This window comes from Dietzia cinnamea NBRC 102147 (assembly GCF_001571065.1).
GTDB classification, from domain to species: domain Bacteria; phylum Actinomycetota; class Actinomycetes; order Mycobacteriales; family Mycobacteriaceae; genus Dietzia; species Dietzia cinnamea.
On sequence record NZ_BCSW01000015.1, the window covers coordinates 52,059 to 70,421 of the forward strand.

Here is an 18,363-nt window from a genome sequence, read left to right on the forward strand (position 1 = left end):
GATCGCGACCTGGACGACACCGCCCCGGCCATCCGGCCGGGGCGAAGTCGTTCGTGCGGCTCCGGCGCTCGCCGGGCCTAGGAGTTGGACGTCATCCGGTAGGCGTCGAAGACGCCCTCGACCCGACGGACCGCGTTGAGGACGTGGCCCAGATGCTTGGGGTCGGCCATCTCGAATGTGAACCGGGAGATCGCGACCCGGTCGTCACCTGCGGTCTGCACCGACGCGGACAGGATGTTGACCTTTTCGTCAGCCAGCACCTTGGTGACGTCGGACAGGAGCCGGTGCCGGTCCAGCGCCTCGACCTGGATGGCCACGAGGAACAGCGACCCCGGCTGTGGCGTCCACTCGACCTTGACCAACCGCTCGGGTTCGCGATGGAGGTCCGTGGCGTTGGTGCAGTCCGTCCGGTGGACGCTCACCGTGCCGCCGCGGGTGATGAAGCCCAGGACCTCGTCGCCGGGCACCGGTGTGCAGCAGCGGGCGAGCTTGGCGTGGACGTCCTCCACGCCTCCGACGAGGACGCCGGCGCCCGCGGGCGTGGGGCGGTGCGGGGTGATGGTCTTGTCCCGCGACCGGTCCGCGAGCTCCTCGGTGACCTCGTCGACGCCGCCGTGGGCCGCGACGAGACGCCCGACCACCGTCTTGGCGGAGACGTGGTTCTCGCCGATCGCCGTGTACAGGGCGGTGACATCGGTGAAGCCGAGTTCGCGGGCGACGCCGGCGATCGACTCGTTGGAGAACACCCGGTGGACGGGGACGCCACCGCGACGGACCTCGCGGGTGATGAGGTCCTTCCCGCGCTCGAGAGCCTCCTCGCGGCGCTCCTTGGCGAACCACTGCCGGATCGAGCTCTTGGCGCGGCCGGAGACCACGAACTTCTGCCAGTCCAGGCTCGGTCCCGCGTTGGGGTCCTTGGAGGTGAAGACCTCCACCACCTCGCCGTTCTCGAGCGGGCGCTCGAGGGCGACGAGCTTGCCGTTGACCCGGGCGCCGATGCAGCGGTGGCCGACCTCGGTGTGGACGGCGTAGGCGAAGTCCACGGGGGTCGCGCCGACCGGCAGGTTGATCACGTCGCCCTTGGGGGTGAAGACGAAGATCTCCTTGCTGGTCATCTCGAAACGGAGGGAATCGAGGAACTCCCCCGGGTCGGCGGCCTCGCGCTGCCAGCTCAGGAGCTGGCGCATCCACGCCATCTCGTCGACCTCGGCGGGGTCGCCGTTGTGTTTGCCGCGGGTCTCCTTGTACCGCCAGTGCGCGGCGATGCCGTACTCGGCGTTGCGGTGCATCTCGTGCGTGCGGATCTGGATCTCCAGAGGTTTCCCGTCCGGCCCGATCACGGTCGTGTGCAGGGAGCGGTAGACGCCGAAGCGTGGCTGGGCGATGTAGTCCTTGAACCGGCCCGGCATGGGTTTCCAGGTTGAGTGGACGACACCGATCGCCGCGTAACAGTCCCGCACGTCGTCGCACAGGACGCGGATGCCGACGAGGTCGTGGATCTCGTCGAACTCGCGACCGCGGACGATCATCTTCTGATAGATCGACCAGTAGTGCTTCGGCCGTCCCTCGACGCGGGCCTGGATGTTGGCCTTCTCCAGGTCGGCCTTGACCCGGTTGATCACGGTGTTGAGGTAGACGTCACGGCTGGGTGCGCGGTCGGCCACCAGCCGGACGATCTCTTGGTACTTCTTCGGTTCGAGGATCGCGAAGGCCAGGTCCTCGAGTTCCCACTTCACGGTGGCCATTCCGAGCCGGTGCGCGAGCGGGGCGATCACCTCGAGGGTCTCGCGGGCCTTCTTGACCTGCTTCTCCGGTGGCAGGAAGCGCATGGTCCGCATGTTGTGCAGGCGGTCGGCCACCTTGATGACCAGGACGCGGGGATCGTGCGCCATGGCGATGATCATCTTGCGGATGGTCTCTGCCTCGGCGGCCTCGCCGAAGTCGACCTTGTCCAGCTTGGTGACGCCGTCCACCAGGTGGGCGACCTCTCCCCCGTAGTCCGCCTCGAGCTGTTCGAGCGAGTAGTCGGTGTCCTCGACCGTGTCGTGCAGGAGGGCGGCGACGAGCGTGGTGGTGTCCATGCCCATCTCCGCGCAGATGGTGGCCACCGCCAGCGGGTGGGTGATGTAGGGGTCGCCGGACTTGCGGTACACGCCCTCGTGCTGGCGCTCGGCGAGAGTGTAGGCGCGCGCCAGGAGCCCCACATCCGCCTTGGCGTGGTGGATGCGGTGGACGCGGACGAGCGGTTCGAGGACCGCGGGGGTGGAGGTGACCGTGAGACCGGAGGTGAGTCGACGCGCCCACCGCGCCCGGACCCGGCGTCCGGCGGACGGCCGGGAGCCGGGGATCACCGGCAGCGGCTGGGTGGTGGGCTGCGGCGTGGCCTTCTTACCCGTGGGGCCGCCCCCGTCGGGGTTGCCGGCGGGGTTCTGGTGCTGCGTCATCTCCGGCTCCTCCCTGCAGTGTCGGGCCGTCAGGAGCGGCCGGGGGTCACGCGACCGTGAGGCAGGTCAGCGGTGTGCCGGCCAGTCTATCCCGGCCGCCGAGGCCGGGGATCTCGAGAACGACGGACAGTCCGGCGACGACGGCGCCACAGTCCTCCAGCAGGCCGACCGCCGCGGTGAGGGTGCCACCGGTGGCGAGGACGTCGTCGACGACGAGGACCCGCTTGCCGCGCAGGTCGAGCCCGTCTGCGGGCAGTTCGAGCGTGGCGGCGCCGTACTCGAGCTCGTAGGAGCGCGAGTGCACGGGCGGCGGTAGCTTGCCCGCTTTCCGGACGGCCAGGACGCCGGTGTGGAGGCGCACGGCGACGGCTCCGGCGAGCAGGAAGCCGCGCGCGTCGAGGCCGGCGACGTAGTCGACGGTGCCGATCTCGTGACCGGCGATGAGCCCGCGGACGACGGCGTCGAAGCCGTCGGGGTCGGCGAGCACGGGCGTGAGGTCGCAGAACTGGACGCCCGCGGACGGGAAGTCCTCGACGCGGCGCATCAGACGCTCGACGGAGGAGCTGATGGTCGGTGAGACGTGGGTGACGGATGAGTCGGTCATGCGATGGCCTCGGCCTTCTCGCGTCGGGCCAGGACCTTGGCGGTCTGGCGTCGGATGTCGGGGTCACGGTTCTTCAACGACACCAGCAGTGGCGTCGCGAGGAAGACGGAGGAGAAGGTGCCGGTGACGATGCCGACCATCTGGACCAGGGCGAGATCCAGCAGCGTACCCACGCCGAGGATCCACACGGCGATCACGACCAGCGCCAGCAGCGGCAGGACACCGATGATGGTGGTGTGGATGGACCGCATGAGAGTCTGGTTGACGCCGAGGTTGGCCTCCTCGGCGTAGGTCCGTGTGGCGGTGTGTCTGATGCCCCGCGTGTTCTCCTCGACCTTGTCGAACACGATCACCGTGTCGTACAGAGAGAAACCGAGGATCGTCAGCAGGCCGATGACCGTGGCGGGAGTGACCTCGAAGCCGATGATCGAGTAGACCCCGGCGGTGGTCACCACGTCGAACAGCAGCGCGACGATCGCGGCCGTTGCCATCTGCCATTCGAAGCGGAAGGCGATGTAGCCGAAGACGATCACGAGGAACACGCCGAGGGCGATCAGCGCGTTCTTGGTGACCTGACCACCCCAGCTCTCGCTGCGGGCGGAGTCGCCGATCGCCTCGACCGAGGCGACCCCGTCCGAGGTGACGGGCTGGAACTCCTCGAACATCGCGTTCTTGGCGGCGCGGATCTCGTCACTGGTGAGGAACCGGGTCTCGACCTCGACGATCCGCGCGGCCCCCGCGCCGACGACCTGGACCGTCTGGGGCTCCTCGCCGATGGCCTCCTCGACGACCGCGGCTACGCGGTCCTGGTCGTGATTGCCCGCGGGCATGGAGAGCTTGGTACCGCCGGTGAAGTCGATGCCGAAGCTGAAGCCGCGGAAGATGATGCTGGCGAGGCAGATGGCGACGATGACCACGGTCAGCACGTAGAACTTGCGTCGGTTCGCGACGATGCCGAACGCGCCGGTACCGGTGTAGAGCCGGGTGAACAGACTGCCGGTCGGCGCGCCGGCCGGGGCGCCGCTCTCGGTCGCGGTGCTGGTGGGAGTGCTCATCGGCCCTCCTCCTCGTCGGTGGCGGGTCGGTCGGTCCGGGGTTCGGTGAGCGTGTCGCCGCCCGGGCCGCGGATGGTCGCCGTGACCCCGCGATCCGCGGTCTCCTCGGTCTCCTTCTCGGCCTGTCGGTCGAGCCGGCGCTGCTCGGCGGCGGCCGCCTGGAGGTTCTCCATCCGGCCCATCCCGTTGGCCGACGGCTTGGCGAACAGGGGCCGGGTCGAGGCCAGGTAGACGAGCGGCCAGGTCACGGTGAAGGCCACGAACACGTCCATGACGGTCGTGAGGCCGAGAGTGAAGGCGAAGCCGCGTACCTCTCCGCTGGCGAGCAGGTAGAGCACGACGGCGCCGATGAGGCTGACCATGTTGCCGGTGACGATGGTGCGGCCGGCGCTCTTCCAGGCCCGGGGCACGGCGGATCTGAACCGGTGCCCGTCGCGCAACTCGTCCTTGATCCGCTCGAAGAACACGACGTAGGAGTCGGCCGTCATACCGATGCCGATCACCAGGCCGGCGATCCCGGCCAGGTCGAGGCTGTAGTCGACCGTGTAGCCGAGGAAGACCAGGACGACATAGGTGAGCAGGAAGGACAGCAGCAGCGAGACGAACGCGAGGACGCCGAGCAGGCGGTAGAAGAACGCGGAGTAGGCCAGCACTAGCAGGAAGCCGATCGCGCCGGCGAGTAGTCCCGCCTCGAGGGAGGCGAGCCCGAGGGAGGCCGGGACGTTGTCGACGTTGGGGTCCTCGAAGGAGATGGGCAGCGCGCCGTAGCGCAGGTTTGCGGCGAGTGAGGCCGCCTCGTCGATCGTGAAGTCACCGGTGATGGAGGTCGCGGACCCGACCGGCGTGACGCCCTGCACGACGGGGGCGCTGATCACCTCGCCGTCGAGGAGGATCGCGATCTGACGCTGGAGGTTCTCCTGCGTCAGGCGCGACCAGGTGGCGCTGCCCTGTTCGCCGGGACCGGCGTTGAAACGGAACGAGACCTCGTTCTTGCCGGCCTGCTGGTTGAAACCGTGGCTCACGGAGTCCTTGACGATCTGCTGACCGTCGAGTCGCTGCCCGTCCTCGGGCTCACCGACGAGCAGCGGCACCGGACCGAGGACGTACTTGGCTCCCTCCCCGCAGGCGATGAGAGCCTGCGCCGGGTCGTCGAAGCCCGCGAGCACGTCCCGCTCGGGGCACCGGAAGGTGGGTAGCTTCTGGATGAGCTCGGCGGGCTCGCCCTGACGTTCCGCGCGCGCCTCCTCGACGGCGGCGGCCACGGCCTCGCGATCGCCCTTGTCGGCGGGCACCGGCTCACGGTCCCCCTCCGCGACGGGTTGCACCTCGAGCACCGGCCTGATGGTCAGCTGGGACGTCGTGCCGAGGTCGCGCGCCTGGCTGGAGTCCTCGCCGGGGACGGTGAGGACGATGTTGCTGCCCTCGATGACGACGGTGGTCCCTGCGACGCCGAGGCCGTCGACGCGCTCCCGGATGATGTCCTGAGCGAGCCGCAGGTCGGCCTCGTCGGGATCGCCCTTGGGGATGAGCGTGACACGGGTTCCGCCCTGGAGGTCGATCCCCAGTTTCGGGGTCAGCCCCCTGTCCGCGACGGCAAACGCGGCGAGGAAGAGGATGAACAGCACCAGGAAGAAGCTGGACAGCAGCGCCCAGGGTCTGGGGCGGGCGTCGGCGCCTCGAGAACGTACTGGCGACACAGGTGATCTCTCTCGGTCTTCGTCTGAGGCCTCCGGCTGGGCGGCCCCACTACACTACTCGCCGGTAGTCGACTACCGGGAACCCGACGCGTCGGTCCCCGATCCGGTTTCCGGCGCGGCGGAGGTGTCGAACTTCTCCCGGATGACGCGCCGGTCCCAGCGGGTGCGGATCCCGGGCGCGATCTCCAGCTCGAGGGTGTCCGTGTCTACGCCGACGATGGTGGCGTGCAGGCCGGAGGTGGTGAGCACGTGGTCCCCCGCGGCGAGGGACTCCTGCATCTTCCGCAGTTCCTTCATCGCCTTGCGCTGCTTCGAGCTCTGCATGAACATCAGCACGAGCAGCACGATGATCATCAACGGCAGCAGCAGTTCCAGTCCCATGGGATCCTCCTGGTGTGGACCCGCGGGTTCCGGGTCCGGTGGGTCGGGTCCGGGCTACGGACGGTCCCGTCCGAGGATGCCAGCCCGGGGCTCAGCCGCGCGCGCCGGGGCCCCGGTCGACCTCGACCGGCAGCATCGGCTCGGAGGGCGTCTTGTCGGGGCGGGTGAGCCCGAGGTGGTCCCACGCCGCGGCGGTCGCGATGCGTCCCCGGGGGGTCCGGGCGAGCAGGCCCGCGCGGACGAGGAAGGGCTCGCAGACCTCCTCCAGGGTGGTCGACTCCTCCCCCACCGCCACGGCCAGCGTGCTCAGGCCCACCGGTCCGCCCTCGTGCTGGACGAGCAGCGCGCGTAGCACGGCGCGATCCAGGCGATCGAGTCCCAGCTCGTCGACCTCGTACACCTCGAGGGCCGCGCGCGCGACGGGCACGGTGATGCGGCCGTCCGCCCGTACCTCGGCGAAGTCGCGGACGCGCCGCAGCAGGCGGTTGGCGATCCGGGGCGTGCCGCGGGAACGACCGGCGATCTCCAGGGCGGCGTCGGGGTCGACGGGGATGGCGAGGATCTCGGCCGCGCGGGTGACGATCCGGGCCAGGTCAGCGTCGGTGTAGAAGTCCATGTGCGCGGTGAACCCGAAGCGGTCGCGCAGTGGACCGGTGAGCGCGCCGGAGCGCGTGGTTGCTCCGACAAGGGTGAACGGGGCGATCTCCAGTGGGATCGACGTGGCCCCGGGCCCCTTGCCCACCATGATGTCGATGCGGAAGTCCTCCATGGCGAGGTACAGCATCTCCTCGGCCGGCCGGGCGATGCGGTGGATCTCGTCGATGAACAGCACGTCGCCCTCGATGAGGTTGGAGAGCATCGCGGCGAGATCCCCGGGGCGCTCGAGGGCCGGGCCGGACGTGATGCGCAGCGAACCGCCGAGCTCGGCGGCCACGATCATGGCCAGACTCGTCTTGCCCAGCCCCGGCGGTCCGGAGAAGAGCAGGTGATCGGGTACGACTCCGCGGCGGGTGGCGGCGGTGAGGACCAGATCGAGTTGCTCGCGGACGGTCTCCTGCCCGATGAACTCCCCGAGGCTGCGTGGCCGCAACGCGCCCTCGACGTCGGTGTCGAACGGGGTGAGCGAGGCCGAGAGCTCCGCCTCGTGCCCGTCCCCGGCGTCCGCGCCGCCTCCCGTCATGCCGTTCTGACCGGTCATCAGCGCTTACCGAGTGACTTGAGGGCCAGGCGCAGCGCCTGCGCGGGGTCGAGGTCGGGCTGTGAGTCCAGTACGGCGGTGGCGGTCTTCTCGGCCTCCGCGGCGGAGAAGCCCAGGCCCTCCAGGGCGTCGGCCACCTCGGTGGCGGCCGGCGCGCGCCCGGTCCCGCCCACGGCGGTCGCCGCGTCACCGTCCGGCACCGGGCCGACCTTGTCTTTGAGCTCGAGGACCATCCGCTCGGCAGTGCGCTTGCCGACGCCCGGTACCCGGGTCAGCGCCTTGACGTCCCCGGTCCCGAGTGCGCGGATGAGGGCCTCGGGTTCGAGTGTGGCGACGATCGCCAGCGCGAGCCGAGGTCCGACGCCGGAGACGGTCTGCACGGTGAGGAACAGTTGCCGCGCGTCGACGGAGTCGAAACCGTAGAGGGTGAGCGAGTCCTCGCGGACCACGAGTTCGGTGTGGAGCATGCCCTCCGCGCCGCGCCGTAGTCCCGCGAGCGCGGCCGGGGTCGCGTGTACGAGGACACCGACGCCTCCGGTCTCCACGACGCAGCGGTCCAGGCCGATCTCGGCCACCGTCCCCCGGATCGAGGCGATCACCAGCGCACTCCTTTCGTCCGCGCCATGCCCCGGGCGGCCGCCCGGGCGCGTTCCTGGTCGGCGGCCGGGTCGCGCCGCCCGGTCCCGTCCGATGCCGCCGCTTCCCTGGCGGCCGCGACCTTCGCCTCGAAGCCGGCCCGCGAGCGGGCGACGTGGGCATTGAGCGAGGCCACCCGACCCTGCATGGGCGCGCGCCAACTGTGGCACACGGCCAGGGCGAGCGCGTCCGCGGCGTCGGCCGGGCTCGGCGGCTTCTGCAGACCCAGGATGCGAGTGATCATGAGGGTCATCTGCTTCTTGTCCGCGCGCCCGCTACCGGTGATCGCCGCCTTGACCTCCGACGGGGTGTGGAACGCCACGGGGATCTCCCGGTAGGCCGCCGCCAGCGCGACGACACCCGCCGCCTGAGCCGTACCCATGGCGGTCGAGACCTGGTTCTGCGCGAACACGCGCTCGATGGCCACCACGTCCGGGCGGTGGATCTCCATCCACTCGTCGGCCACGGAGTGCACGGCCCGCAGGCGCCGCTCGAGCGGCTCGTCGGAGGTCGTGCGCACCACGTCCACGTCGAGCGCCGTGACCGCGCGACCCGGGGCGGTCACGATGAGGGCGAGCCCGCACCGGGTCAGCCCCGGGTCCACACCCATGACGCGCATCTGCGACCTCTCCTCGACCGGTGGTAGAACCTACGTTCGAGACCCTACCAGCGGGGTCGGCCGTCAGGCGTCGAGGCTCGCCAGCACGTCCTCGGGGACGTCCATGTTCGAGTAGATGTTCTGTACGTCGTCGGAGTCCTCGAGCGCGTCGATCAGCTTGAAGACCTTTGCGGCACCGTCGGCGTCGACGGTCACCTCGACCGAGGCGCGGAACCCCGACTCGGCGGACTCGTAGTCGATCCCGGCCTCCTGCAGGGCGGTGCGCACCGCGACCAGGTCGGTGGGCTCGCAGACCACCTCGAATTGCTCGCCGAGGTCGTTGACCTCTTCGGCTCCGGCATCGAGAACGGCCATGAGGACGTCGTCCTCGGTCAGCTCGCCCTTGTCCAGGACGATCTCCCCCTTGCGGGCGAACAGGTACGCGACGGAGCCGGGGTCGGCCAGGTTGCCGCCGTTGCGGGTCATCGCCGTGCGCACCTCGCCGGCGGCCCGGTTGCGGTTGTCGGTCAGGCACTCGATGAGCATGGCCACGCCGTTCGGGCCGTAGCCCTCGTACATGATGGTCTCCCACTCGGCGCCGCCCGCCTCCTCGCCGGCGCCGCGCTTGCGGGCGCGCTCGACGTTGTCGGCCGGGACGGAGTTCTTCTTCGCCTTCTGGATGGCGTCGTAGAGAGTGGGGTTTCCGGCGGGGTCACCGCCGCCCGTGCGGGCGGCCACCTCGATGTTCTTGACGAGCTTGGCGAAGAGCTTGCCGCGCTTGGCGTCGATCGCCGCCTTCTTGTGCTTGGTGGTGGCCCACTTGGAATGGCCTGCCATTGATGTTCCGCCCTCCGGGGGTCTGGGGACCGGGTCCCGCCGTCCGGCGGCCCGGCGCGGGGCTGCGCTCGAGGCCCGCTGAACGCCCAGTCTACGAGGTCGTCTGCCGCACCATGTCGAGGAAGTACCGATGGACGCGCACGTCGTCGGTGACCTCCGGGTGGAACGACGTGGCCAGGGCGTTGCCCTGACGCACCGCGACCACGTGGTCTCGGCCGTCGGAGGCGCGGACCTCGGCGAGGACCTGCACGTCGGAGCCGACCGATTCGACCCACGGCGCGCGGATGAACACCGTGCGTACCGGGTCGGCGCCGAGGGCGTCGACGACGAGGTCGGCCTCGAACGAGTCGACCTGCCGTCCGAAGGCGTTGCGGCGGACCGTCATGTCGATCGCGGAGAACCAGGTCGCGTCGGCCCGGGTGTCCAGGACATCCGAGGCGAGCAGGATCATGCCGGCGCACGACCCGTAGACGGGCATGCCGTCGGAGATCCGCTCGGCCACGGGCTCATACATCTCGTGGACGTCCATCAACCGGCTCATGGCGGTGGACTCGCCACCGGGTAGGACCAGGCCGTCCACCGCGTCCAGTTCGGACCGTCGGCGCACGGGGACGGCCCGCGCGCCGACGGCCTCGAGGTGGGACAGGTGCTCGGCGACATCACCCTGCAGGGCGAGGACACCGATCGTCGGTGCGGGTCCGGTCACGACACGGACGTGGAGCCGGAGGTGTCCACGGGGAACGACTGCGCCCCGGGATTGAGTCGCCGGGACAGTCCCTCCTGGGTCACGGCGGCCACGAGTCGGCCCGATCGGTCGAAGATCCGCCCCTGGGTCAGGGCACGCCCCCCGGAGGCGGACGGGGACGTCTGGTCGTAGAGCAGCCAGTCGTCGGCCCGGAACGGACGCATGAACCACATGGCGTGGTCGAGCGAGGCGTCCTGGGTCGGCTCGTCCGGGTGCGGGATCTTGGCCGACCCCAGGAGGGTCATGTCGGACATGTACGCCAGCGTGCACACGTGGAAGTTCGCGTCGTCCGGGAGGGTGTCGACGCACCGGAACCACACCCGCTGCTGCGCGGCCAGCGCGGAACTGGTCGGCATCCCGTCACGCGGGACGAACCGGATGTCCCACTGGGCCCACTCGTCGACGAATACGCGGTGGACCTCATCCAGGTCGTCGACGGAGGGCACGGGGATCTCCTCGGGGTCGACGACGCGGGGCATCTGGTCCTGGTGCTCGATCCCATCCTGGTCGCGCAGGTGGAACGAGGCCGACATCGTGAAGATCGGCTCGCCCTCCTGGATGGCGGTGACCCGTCGGGTGGCGAAGCTCCGCCCGTCCCGCAGTCGGTCGATCTGATAGACGGTGGGCACGTCCGGGATCCCCGGGCGGATGAAGTACCCGTGCAGGGAGTGGACGTGCTTGTCGGAGTCCACGGTCCGGACGGCGGCGGTCAGGGTCTGACCGGCCACCTGTCCGCCGAAGGTGCGCTGGAGATGGGTGCGGATCGCGGGGCCCCGGTAGAGGTCGCGGTCGATCCGCTCGAGGTCGAGGATGTCCTCGATCTTCGCCACCGGCGGGTCACCAGCCCCGCTCGGCGAGCCGGTGGGGCTCCGAGATGTCGTCGACGTTGATGCCGACCATGGCCTCGCCGAGGCCGCGGGAGATGTTCGCGAGCATCTCCGGGTCGTCGTGGAAGGTGGTGGCCTTGACGATCGCCTTGGCCCGCTCGGACGGGTTGCCGGACTTGAAGATGCCGGAACCGACGAAGACGCCCTCGGCGCCGAGCTGCATCATCATCGCGGCGTCGGCGGGGGTGGCGATGCCGCCGGCGGTGAACAGCACCACGGGGAGCTTGCCCTTCTCCGCGACCTCCTTGACGAGTTCGTACGGGGCCTGCAGCTCCTTGGCCGCCACGTACAGCTCGTCCTCCGGCAGGCTCTGGAGCTTGCGGATCTGCTGGCGGATCGACCGCATGTGGGTGGTGGCGTTGGAGACGTCGCCGGTGCCGGCCTCACCCTTGGAGCGGATCATGGCCGCGCCCTCGGTGATGCGGCGCAGCGCCTCGCCGAGGTTGGTCGCGCCACAGACGAACGGCACGGTGAAGGCGAACTTGTCGATGTGGTTGGTGTAGTCGGCCGGGGTGAGGACCTCGGACTCGTCGACGTAGTCCACGCCGAGTGCCTGCAGGATCTGGGCCTCGACGAAGTGGCCGATGCGGGCCTTGGCCATCACCGGGATCGAGACGGCCTCGATGATGCCGTCGATCAGGTCGGGGTCGCTCATGCGAGCGACGCCGCCCTGGGCGCGGATGTCGGCGGGAACACGCTCGAGGGCCATGACGGCCACGGCACCGGCGTCCTCGGCGATCTTCGCCTGCTCGGCGGTGACGACGTCCATGATGACGCCGCCCTTGAGCATCTCGGCCATGCCCCGCTTGACGCGGGCTGTTCCGGTGGTGTTCTCGCTCGACTGCGGCTCGCTCACGAAATTGGCCTTTCCTGGCTCAGACGACGTGTTCAGGCCTACCAGTGTAGGTCGCCCTCACCTCCGTTCCCCAACCGCCGTCCCGCCCGGGTGGGTCAGGCGCGCGGGGGCGGGGCGTCGACGAGCTCGACGTAGTCGGGCATGGGGGCCCGGCCGGCCAGTCGGAGGGCGCGGACGGCGGTCTGCTCGCGCAGACCTCGGGTGTCCCGCACGGCGTCGTTGTAGAAGCGGCGGGCCATGGAGACGCGGTCGGTGGCGTCCTCGAGTTCGCTGGCGAGGTCGACGGGCAGTGCCTCCACGTCGAGCGCGGCCAGCATCATGCCGAGCGTGTTCTCGGCCAGTTCTGCGTTCTCGCCGGGCTCGTCGTCGTCGGCCCGGTCGGTCCTCCGGCGCGGCGGCGGCTGGGGCGCCGGGTCGGGCCCGGCGACGGCGTCCGGGGGATGCGCTCGGGCGCGGGCCAGCGCGTGGAACAGGCGGTAGGCCCCCGGTGGGTCGCGGTCGGCGAGGTCACGCGCGACCGCGGCGGCGACCGCGTGGCGCCGCTCCAGGGCGCCGGCCAGCGCGGCGCGGGCGAGGTCGGTGCGGATGTGCAGCCGGTCCAGCCGGTGGGCGGTGAGGTAGGCGCCGAGCAGGGCAGCGGCCAGGGCCGCGACGAGAACGACGACGACGACGAGGACGATCAGCTCAACGGACACGGAGCGTCTCCCCCGGCGCGCGGATCGTCTCGTACACGCGGATCACCCGGTCCGCCACGACGGGCCAGTCGTACTCCCGGACGGCCTCGCTGCCACTGGTGCACAGCTCGGCCCGGCGGGCGGGGTCGGTCAGGACAGCCTTGAGGGCGCCGGCGAGGGCGTCGGCGTCCCCGACCGCCGCGAGTTCTCCGCACTCCCCGTCGCGCAGGACCCGGCGGAACGCGTCGAGGTCCGAGGCGACGACCGCGGTGCCGGCGGCCATGGCCTCCACGAGGACGATGCCGAAGCTCTCGCCGCCGGTGTTGGGGGCGCAGTAGACGTCGGCGGCGGCCAGGACGGCGGCCTTGCGGGCGTCGTCGACGCGGCCGAGGAACTCCACGTCCAGACCGGCGGGCAGCCGTGCCCGCAGGGCGTGCTCGTCGCCGTCGCCCATGATCCGCAGGCGCAGGTCCGGCACCTCGCGCAGGACGGCCGGCAGCGCGGCGGCGAGGACCCCCATCCCCTTCCGGGGCTCGTCGTAACGGCCGAGGAACGTCACGGTCGGGGCGTCGGTCGGCTCCCCTGAGGTGTCGACGTCGCTGAAGGCGCCCACGTCGACACCGTTGGGGATCTCCACGGCGTCGGAGCCCAGGGCCTCCATCTGCCAGCGGCGGGCCAGGCTCGACACGGCGATGCGGCCACGGATCTTCTCGAGCAGCGGCGCCAGGACGCCGTCCGCGGCGTCGAGGATCATCGACCCGGTGGTGGAGGTGTGGAAGGTCGCCGTGATGGGGCCCGAACACATCGCGAGAGCGAACATGCCGACCCCGGGGGCGTTGGGTTCGTGGATGTGCAGCACGTCGAGGGGCTGTTCGCGGAGCCAGTGCCGGGTCGCTCGCCAGGTCGCGGGCCCGAAGCTGAGCCGGGCGACGGACCCGTTGTACGGGATCGGGACGCCCGGCCCGGTCAGCGTCATACCGGAGACCGGGGCACTGCCGGGGCTGCCCGGCGCGAGGACGCGGACGGTGTGCCCGCGACGGCGGAGCTCCTCCGTGAGGTCCACGACGTGGGCCTGTACTCCGCCGGGGGCGTCGAAGGAGTAGGGGCAGATCATGCCGATACGCACGGCCGGATCAGCCCTCGATCCGCTCTCGCCGCTCGGCCGACAGGTCGTCGAGCCACAGGGGCTGCAGCATGTGCCAGTCCGCGGGGTGGCGGGCGATGCCCTCGGCGAACAGATCGGCCATCGCCTGGACGGCGGGCTCGACTCCCCCGGAGACGTCTATCGGCGGGGTGACCCGCACGCGCATCGTGTCGGGGCCGTCGTACCAGAACTGGGCCACGAGGAACGGTGCGCCGGTCTCCACCGCGAGCCTGGCGGCCCCGGCGGGCATGCGGGTGGTCTCGCCGAAGAACGTCACGGGCACACCGGTCCGGCGCAGGTCCCGCTCCCCCGGCAGAGCGACGATGCCGCCTCCGGCGAGGTAGTCCCGCAGCGCGTCGAGCGGTGGGGTGGGTCCGCCCGTATGTGGGTAGATGGTGAACCCCAGACTCTCGCGATAGTCCAGGAAGCGCTGGTAGAGCGACTCCGGCTTGAGGCGTTCCGCGACCGTGGCGAACCCGCCGTACCGCCGCGCGAGCCAGGTGCCACCGAGGTCCCAGTTGGCCGAGTGGGGTAGCGCCACCACGACGCCACGCCCCTGCGCGAGAGCCGCGTCCAGGTGCTCGATCCCGTCGATGGTGCGGTCCATCTCGCGGGCGACGGCCTCGCGGTCCATGGACGGCAGGCGGAACGCCTCCCGCCAGTACCGGGCGTAGGACCGGAAGGAGTCGCGGATGAGCTCGTCGGGGACCTCCGCCGGGGCGACGCCGAGGACCCGGGCGAGATTCCTGCGCAGCTGGGAATCGGGGCCCTGCCGACGGGCGGCGATGTCGGCGCCCGTGCGGAAGAGCGCCCGCGCCAGGCCTTCGGGGAGGGCCCGGACCACGGCCCACCCGGCCGCGTAGCCCAGGTCGGACAGGCGCTCGGGCACGTCGCTCATCGGTCTCCCGGCCCCGTGGCCGGTGCGGTGGCGACGTCCTCGTGGGCCACGCGCCGGAGGTAGTCGGTGCGCCCGCCCCACACCCGCTGGACGACCGTGACGAGGCTGCCCACCGCGACGGCGGTGAGCCCGACCTCGAGGGCCCACGGGACACCCAGTCCCTCGAGCCCGGCGCCGAGCAGGATGAGCACCAGCCGGTCCGCGCGCTCCATGAGCCCGCCGGGGGTACGCAGGCCGCCGGCGTCCGCGCGGGCCTTGGAGTAGGACACCACCTGTGACAGCACCAGGCAGGCCAGGAGCATGACGAGGGCGTAGCGGTTGTCGGGCTCGGCGTGGACGAGCCACCACAGCAGGGAGGACAGGATCACGCCGTCCGCGACCCGGTCGGACACCGCGTCGACCAGGGCGCCGTAGGGCGATCCGCCGCCGCCGGCACGCGCGACGGCGCCGTCGACCAGGTCGAGCAGGGTGCACAACGCGATGACGATCGCGCCCGCGACGAGCAGTCCGTTGCCGAACAGGGCGACGGCCGCGGCGCTGGTCAGCACGAGCCCCGTCAGGGTGATGCCGTTGGCCGTGACGCCCGCCCGGACGAGGAGCGTCGCGAACGGGTGCGTCACCCGGGTGACCCCCGACCTTCCGTACTCGCTGAGCATTCGTCCCCCCGCTTACCTAGAAGGTGTGGTCGACCCGGGCACGGTAGCCGGGGACCCCGTGGTGGACCACGCCTCGGCGAGCAGCTGCCGTGTCTGACGGAGGAGCTGCGGCAGTACCTTGGTGCCGCTGGTCACCGTAATGAAGTTGGCGTCCCCGATCCAGCGTGGGACGACGTGTTGGTGCAGATGGTCGGACAGCGACCCGCCGGCCGCGCCGCCGAGGTTAAGCCCGACGTTGAACGAATCGGGTGCCGAGACCGCCTTGACGACCCGGATCAGGTGCTGCGTATAGGACATCAGCTCACGGGACTCGTCGTCGTCCAGGTCCTCCAGGTTCGCCACCTTGCGGTACGGCACCACCATGGCGTGACCCGGGTTGTACGGGAAGAGGTTGAGTACGACGTAGACATGGTCGCCCCGGGCGACCACCAGCCCGTCCTCGTCGCTCATCCGGGGGATGTCGAGGAACGGCTCCCCCGTCATCCCCTCGGCGGGTTCCGGGCGGGTCTCCGCGATGTAGGACATCCGGTAGGGCGCCCACAGCAGCTGGAGACGGTCCTCGCCCACGCCGAACTGGCGGTATTCCTCGGTCGGCACCGAGTCCCCGGACGTCACACGCGCTCCGCGGTGGGCACGTCGTTGCGGCGCGAGTTGATCCAGTAGGCGATCTTGTCCATGGCGGCGTTGCGCGAGACACCGTTGAGCTGGGTGCCGTCGGGGAACCGGAAGCTCACGGCGCCGGCCTCCACGTCGCGGTCGCCGGCCAGCAGCATGAACGGGACCTTGCCGGTGGTGTGGTTGCGGATCTTCTTCTGCATCCGCTCGTCGGACGTGTCGAGCTCGGCTCGGATGCCCCTGCCGCGCAGTTCGTCGATCACGTCCTCGAGGTGCTTCTCGTGCGCCTCCGCGACGGGGATGCCCACCACCTGCACGGGCGCGAGCCACGCGGGGAACAGGCCTGCGTAGTGCTCGAGGAGCACGGCGAAGAACCGCTCGATCGAGCCGAAGAGCGCGCGGTGGATCATGACGGGGCGCTTCTTGGTCCCGTCGGCGGCGTTGTAGGTCAGATCGAACAGCTCGGGCAGGTTGAAGTCGAGCTGCACGGTCGACATCTGCCAGGTGCGGCCGATCGCGTCACGTGCCTGCACGGAGATCTTGGGACCGTAGAAGGCGGCCCCGCCCGGGTCCGGCACGAGTTCGAGCCCGGAATTCGTCGCCACGCGGCGCAGGGTCTCGGTGGCCCGCTCCCACAGTTCGTCGCCGCCGACGTACTTCTCCGGGTCCTTGGTGGACAGTTCCAGATAGAAGTCGTCGAGACCGTAGTCACGCAGGAGGGAGATGATGAACGAGAGCACGGAGGCGATCTCGCCCTCCATCTGCTCCTCGGTGCAGTAGATGTGCGCATCGTCCTGGGTGAAGCCGCGGGCGCGGGTGAGCCCGTGGATCACGCCCGACTTCTCGTACCGGTAGACGGTGCCGAACTCGAACATCCGCAGTGGCAGCTCACGGTACGAGCGACCGCGGGAGTCGAAGACGAGGTTGTGCATCGGGCAGTTCATGGGCTTGACGTAGTAGTCCTGCCCCGGCTTGGTCTCGTTGCCGTCCGCGTCGTGTTCGGCGTCGAGCACCATCGGGGGGAACATACCCTCCGAGTACCAGCTCAGGTGCTGCGACTTGCGGAACAGATCCCCCTTGGTCACGTGTGGGGTGTTGACCAGCGAATAGCCGGCGGCCAGGTGGCGCCTGAGGGAGTGCTGCTCCATCTCGTTGCGGATGATTCCGCCGCGCGGGTGGAACACCGGGAAACCGGAACCGATCTCGTCGGGGAAGCTGAACAGGTCGAGCTCGGTGCCGAGCCGCCGGTGGTCGCGCTTCTCCGCCTCGGCCAGTCGGTCGAGGTAGGCGTCCATGGCCTCGGTGCTCTCCCACGCGGTGCCGTAGATGCGCTGGAGGCCGGCGTTGCTCTGGTCGCCCCGCCAGTAGGCGGCCGATGAGCGGGTGAGCGTGAACGCGGGGATGAACTTGGTGGTCGGGGTGTGGGGCCCGCGGCACAGGTCGGACCAGATGACCTCACCGGTCCGGGGGTTGAGGTTGTCGTACGCGGTGAGTGCGCCCGCGCCCACCTCCATGATCTCGGAGTCCTCGAGCGCCTCGGCGCCGCTCTCGTCGCCGGCGTCCGCTCGACCCTTGTCCTCGATGAGCTCGAGCTTGTACGGCTCGCCGGCCAGCTCGGCCCGGGCCTCGTCGAGCGAGGCGTACTCGCGGCGCGAGAAGCGCTGACCGGCCTTGATGATCTTCTTCATCCGCTTCTCGAGGTCCTTGAGGTCCTCGGGGGTGAAGGGCTCGGCGACGTCGAAGTCGTAGTAGAAGCCGTTCTCGATCGGCGGCCCGATGCCGAGCTTGGCCTCGGGGAACTTGTCCTGCACGGCCTGGGCGAGCACGTGCGCACACGAGTGTCGGATCACCGACCGGCCGTCCTCGGTGTCGGCGCGGACGAGCTCGACCTCGGTGTCCGCCTCCGGCGCCCACGACAGATCCCGAAGGGTGCCCTCCGGGTCGCGCACCACGACGATGGTCTCCGGCCCGCTGCGCGACTGGAGCTCGCGCTCGGCGAGGATCTTGCCCGCCGGCTCACCGGCCGGGATGACGGTGGTCACGGTGGCCGCACCCGTCGCGTCGACATCGGCTTGAGGCATGCGGTTCTCGGACACGGGGGACGATCTCCTCGGCAGTGGACGTCGGGCGGCGACGGGCCGCCCGGGCTGACACCGCGGTCCGAACGTGGGACCGGGCCGGTCCATGCTACCCGGGCCTCCTCGGAATCCCGGACCTCGCCGGGGCGTTGCACCCGGGTATGCGCATCGACATCTGGTCCGACGTCATCTGTCCGTTCTGCTGGATCGGCAAACGGCACCTGGAGGCGGCGTTGGACTCCTTCCGGGTCGAGCATCCCGACACCGAGGTGGAGGTCGCGTGGCGCGCCTACGAACTGGATCCGTCGGCACCCCGCGTCACGGGCGACGAGCCGGGCGAGACCAGCGTCGAGATGCTAG

19 protein-coding genes are annotated in these 18,363 nt (G+C 70.5%); 1 reads left to right on the plus strand and 18 read right to left on the minus strand.

Annotated elements, in window-relative coordinates:
- Positions 1 to 77 precede the first annotated feature (77 nt).
- The 18 genes from DCI01S_RS07705 to thrS form a co-directional block, all read right to left on the minus strand.
- The gene (locus tag DCI01S_RS07705; RefSeq protein WP_061228679.1) at positions 78 to 2,444 is read right to left on the minus strand and encodes a RelA/SpoT family protein; all 2,367 of its coding nucleotides are present in this window, start codon (positions 2,442 to 2,444) and stop codon (positions 78 to 80) included.
- A gap of 46 nt (positions 2,445 to 2,490) precedes the next feature.
- Entirely contained in the window at positions 2,491 to 3,048 is a 558-nt protein-coding gene (locus DCI01S_RS07710; protein WP_007626297.1) for an adenine phosphoribosyltransferase, read from the minus strand.
- The gene (secF, locus tag DCI01S_RS07715) at positions 3,045 to 4,103 is read right to left on the minus strand and encodes a protein translocase subunit SecF (protein ID WP_061228680.1); all 1,059 of its coding nucleotides are present in this window, start codon (positions 4,101 to 4,103) and stop codon (positions 3,045 to 3,047) included. Before secF ends, DCI01S_RS07710 begins: the two co-directional genes overlap by 4 nt.
- Positions 4,100 to 5,728 carry a protein translocase subunit SecD gene (gene secD / locus DCI01S_RS07720; protein WP_061228681.1) on the minus strand — a complete coding sequence of 543 codons (1,629 nt, stop codon included), beginning with the start codon at positions 5,726 to 5,728 and terminating at the stop codon, positions 4,100 to 4,102. The genes secF and secD overlap by 4 nt, the downstream gene beginning before the upstream one ends.
- Before the next feature lie 144 nt (positions 5,729 to 5,872).
- Positions 5,873 to 6,181, minus strand: coding sequence for a preprotein translocase subunit YajC (gene yajC / locus DCI01S_RS07725; RefSeq protein WP_061228682.1), 309 nt, complete (start codon positions 6,179 to 6,181; stop codon positions 5,873 to 5,875).
- A gap of 91 nt (positions 6,182 to 6,272) precedes the next feature.
- Positions 6,273 to 7,379 carry a Holliday junction branch migration DNA helicase RuvB gene (gene ruvB, locus DCI01S_RS07730; RefSeq protein WP_438356734.1) on the minus strand — a complete coding sequence of 369 codons (1,107 nt, stop codon included), beginning with the start codon at positions 7,377 to 7,379 and terminating at the stop codon, positions 6,273 to 6,275.
- The gene (ruvA, locus tag DCI01S_RS07735; RefSeq protein WP_061228683.1) at positions 7,379 to 7,978 is read right to left on the minus strand and encodes a Holliday junction branch migration protein RuvA; all 600 of its coding nucleotides are present in this window, start codon (positions 7,976 to 7,978) and stop codon (positions 7,379 to 7,381) included. Before ruvA ends, ruvB begins: the two co-directional genes overlap by 1 nt.
- On the minus strand, positions 7,975 to 8,634 hold the full coding sequence (locus DCI01S_RS07740) for a crossover junction endodeoxyribonuclease RuvC (protein ID WP_061228684.1): 660 nt from the start codon (positions 8,632 to 8,634) through the stop codon (positions 7,975 to 7,977). Before DCI01S_RS07740 ends, ruvA begins: the two co-directional genes overlap by 4 nt.
- Before the next feature lie 63 nt (positions 8,635 to 8,697).
- Positions 8,698 to 9,450, minus strand: a complete 753-nt coding sequence (locus DCI01S_RS07745; RefSeq protein ID WP_061228685.1) for a YebC/PmpR family DNA-binding transcriptional regulator — start codon at positions 9,448 to 9,450, stop codon at positions 8,698 to 8,700.
- A gap of 91 nt (positions 9,451 to 9,541) precedes the next feature.
- Positions 9,542 to 10,156 (minus strand): pyridoxal 5'-phosphate synthase glutaminase subunit PdxT, encoded by a 615-nt coding sequence (pdxT, locus tag DCI01S_RS07750; protein ID WP_061228686.1) that lies wholly within the window; start codon positions 10,154 to 10,156, stop codon positions 9,542 to 9,544.
- Entirely contained in the window at positions 10,153 to 11,025 is an 873-nt protein-coding gene (locus tag DCI01S_RS07755; RefSeq protein ID WP_061228687.1) for an acyl-CoA thioesterase, read from the minus strand. The genes pdxT and DCI01S_RS07755 overlap by 4 nt, the downstream gene beginning before the upstream one ends.
- Positions 11,026 to 11,032: 7 nt before the next feature.
- Positions 11,033 to 11,938: a pyridoxal 5'-phosphate synthase lyase subunit PdxS gene (gene pdxS, locus DCI01S_RS07760; RefSeq protein WP_061228688.1), complete on the minus strand. Its 906-nt coding sequence runs from the start codon at positions 11,936 to 11,938 to the stop codon at positions 11,033 to 11,035.
- 95 nt (positions 11,939 to 12,033) lie between these two features.
- Entirely contained in the window at positions 12,034 to 12,633 is a 600-nt protein-coding gene (locus tag DCI01S_RS07765) for a LemA family protein (protein WP_061228689.1), read from the minus strand.
- Complete coding sequence (locus tag DCI01S_RS07770; protein ID WP_061228690.1) at positions 12,623 to 13,738, minus strand: glycosyltransferase family 4 protein; 1,116 nt, start codon at positions 13,736 to 13,738, stop codon at positions 12,623 to 12,625. The genes DCI01S_RS07765 and DCI01S_RS07770 overlap by 11 nt, the downstream gene beginning before the upstream one ends.
- Before the next feature lie 7 nt (positions 13,739 to 13,745).
- Positions 13,746 to 14,654 (minus strand): phosphatidylinositol mannoside acyltransferase, encoded by a 909-nt coding sequence (locus DCI01S_RS07775; RefSeq protein WP_007627698.1) that lies wholly within the window; start codon positions 14,652 to 14,654, stop codon positions 13,746 to 13,748.
- Positions 14,651 to 15,310 carry a phosphatidylinositol phosphate synthase gene (pgsA, locus tag DCI01S_RS07780; RefSeq protein WP_050797115.1) on the minus strand — a complete coding sequence of 220 codons (660 nt, stop codon included), beginning with the start codon at positions 15,308 to 15,310 and terminating at the stop codon, positions 14,651 to 14,653. Before pgsA ends, DCI01S_RS07775 begins: the two co-directional genes overlap by 4 nt.
- A gap of 12 nt (positions 15,311 to 15,322) precedes the next feature.
- Positions 15,323 to 15,925: an ATP adenylyltransferase gene (locus DCI01S_RS07785; protein WP_007627695.1), complete on the minus strand. Its 603-nt coding sequence runs from the start codon at positions 15,923 to 15,925 to the stop codon at positions 15,323 to 15,325.
- Positions 15,922 to 18,006 carry a threonine--tRNA ligase gene (thrS, locus tag DCI01S_RS07790; protein ID WP_043566477.1) on the minus strand — a complete coding sequence of 695 codons (2,085 nt, stop codon included), beginning with the start codon at positions 18,004 to 18,006 and terminating at the stop codon, positions 15,922 to 15,924. Before thrS ends, DCI01S_RS07785 begins: the two co-directional genes overlap by 4 nt.
- 35 nt (positions 18,007 to 18,041) lie before the next feature.
- Between thrS and DCI01S_RS17730 the strand changes: the two genes are divergently transcribed.
- Positions 18,042 to 18,363 (plus strand): DsbA family protein (locus DCI01S_RS17730; RefSeq protein WP_218001314.1); only part of this gene is annotated, 322 nt, incomplete at its 3' end.

Bases quoted from the DNA above. Each gene is read 5' to 3' on its own strand.
- DCI01S_RS07745 (WP_061228685.1), bottom strand. From the start codon at position 9,450: ATGGCAGGCCATTCCAAGTGGGCCACCACCAAGCACAAGAAGGCGGCG.
- DCI01S_RS07740 (WP_061228684.1), bottom strand. From the start codon at position 8,634: ATGCGCGTCATGGGTGTGGACCCGGGGCTGACCCGGTGCGGGCTCGCC.
- yajC (WP_061228682.1), bottom strand. From the start codon at position 6,181: ATGGGACTGGAACTGCTGCTGCCGTTGATGATCATCGTGCTGCTCGTG.
- thrS (WP_043566477.1), bottom strand. From the start codon at position 18,006: ATGCCTCAAGCCGATGTCGACGCGACGGGTGCGGCCACCGTGACCACC.
- DCI01S_RS07775 (WP_007627698.1), bottom strand. From the start codon at position 14,654: ATGAGCGACGTGCCCGAGCGCCTGTCCGACCTGGGCTACGCGGCCGGG.
- ruvB (WP_438356734.1), bottom strand. From the start codon at position 7,379: ATGACCGGTCAGAACGGCATGACGGGAGGCGGCGCGGACGCCGGGGAC.
- DCI01S_RS07705 (WP_061228679.1), bottom strand. From the start codon at position 2,444: ATGACGCAGCACCAGAACCCCGCCGGCAACCCCGACGGGGGCGGCCCC.
- secF (WP_061228680.1), bottom strand. From the start codon at position 4,103: ATGAGCACTCCCACCAGCACCGCGACCGAGAGCGGCGCCCCGGCCGGC.
- DCI01S_RS07710 (WP_007626297.1), bottom strand. From the start codon at position 3,048: ATGACCGACTCATCCGTCACCCACGTCTCACCGACCATCAGCTCCTCC.
- pgsA (WP_050797115.1), bottom strand. From the start codon at position 15,310: ATGCTCAGCGAGTACGGAAGGTCGGGGGTCACCCGGGTGACGCACCCG.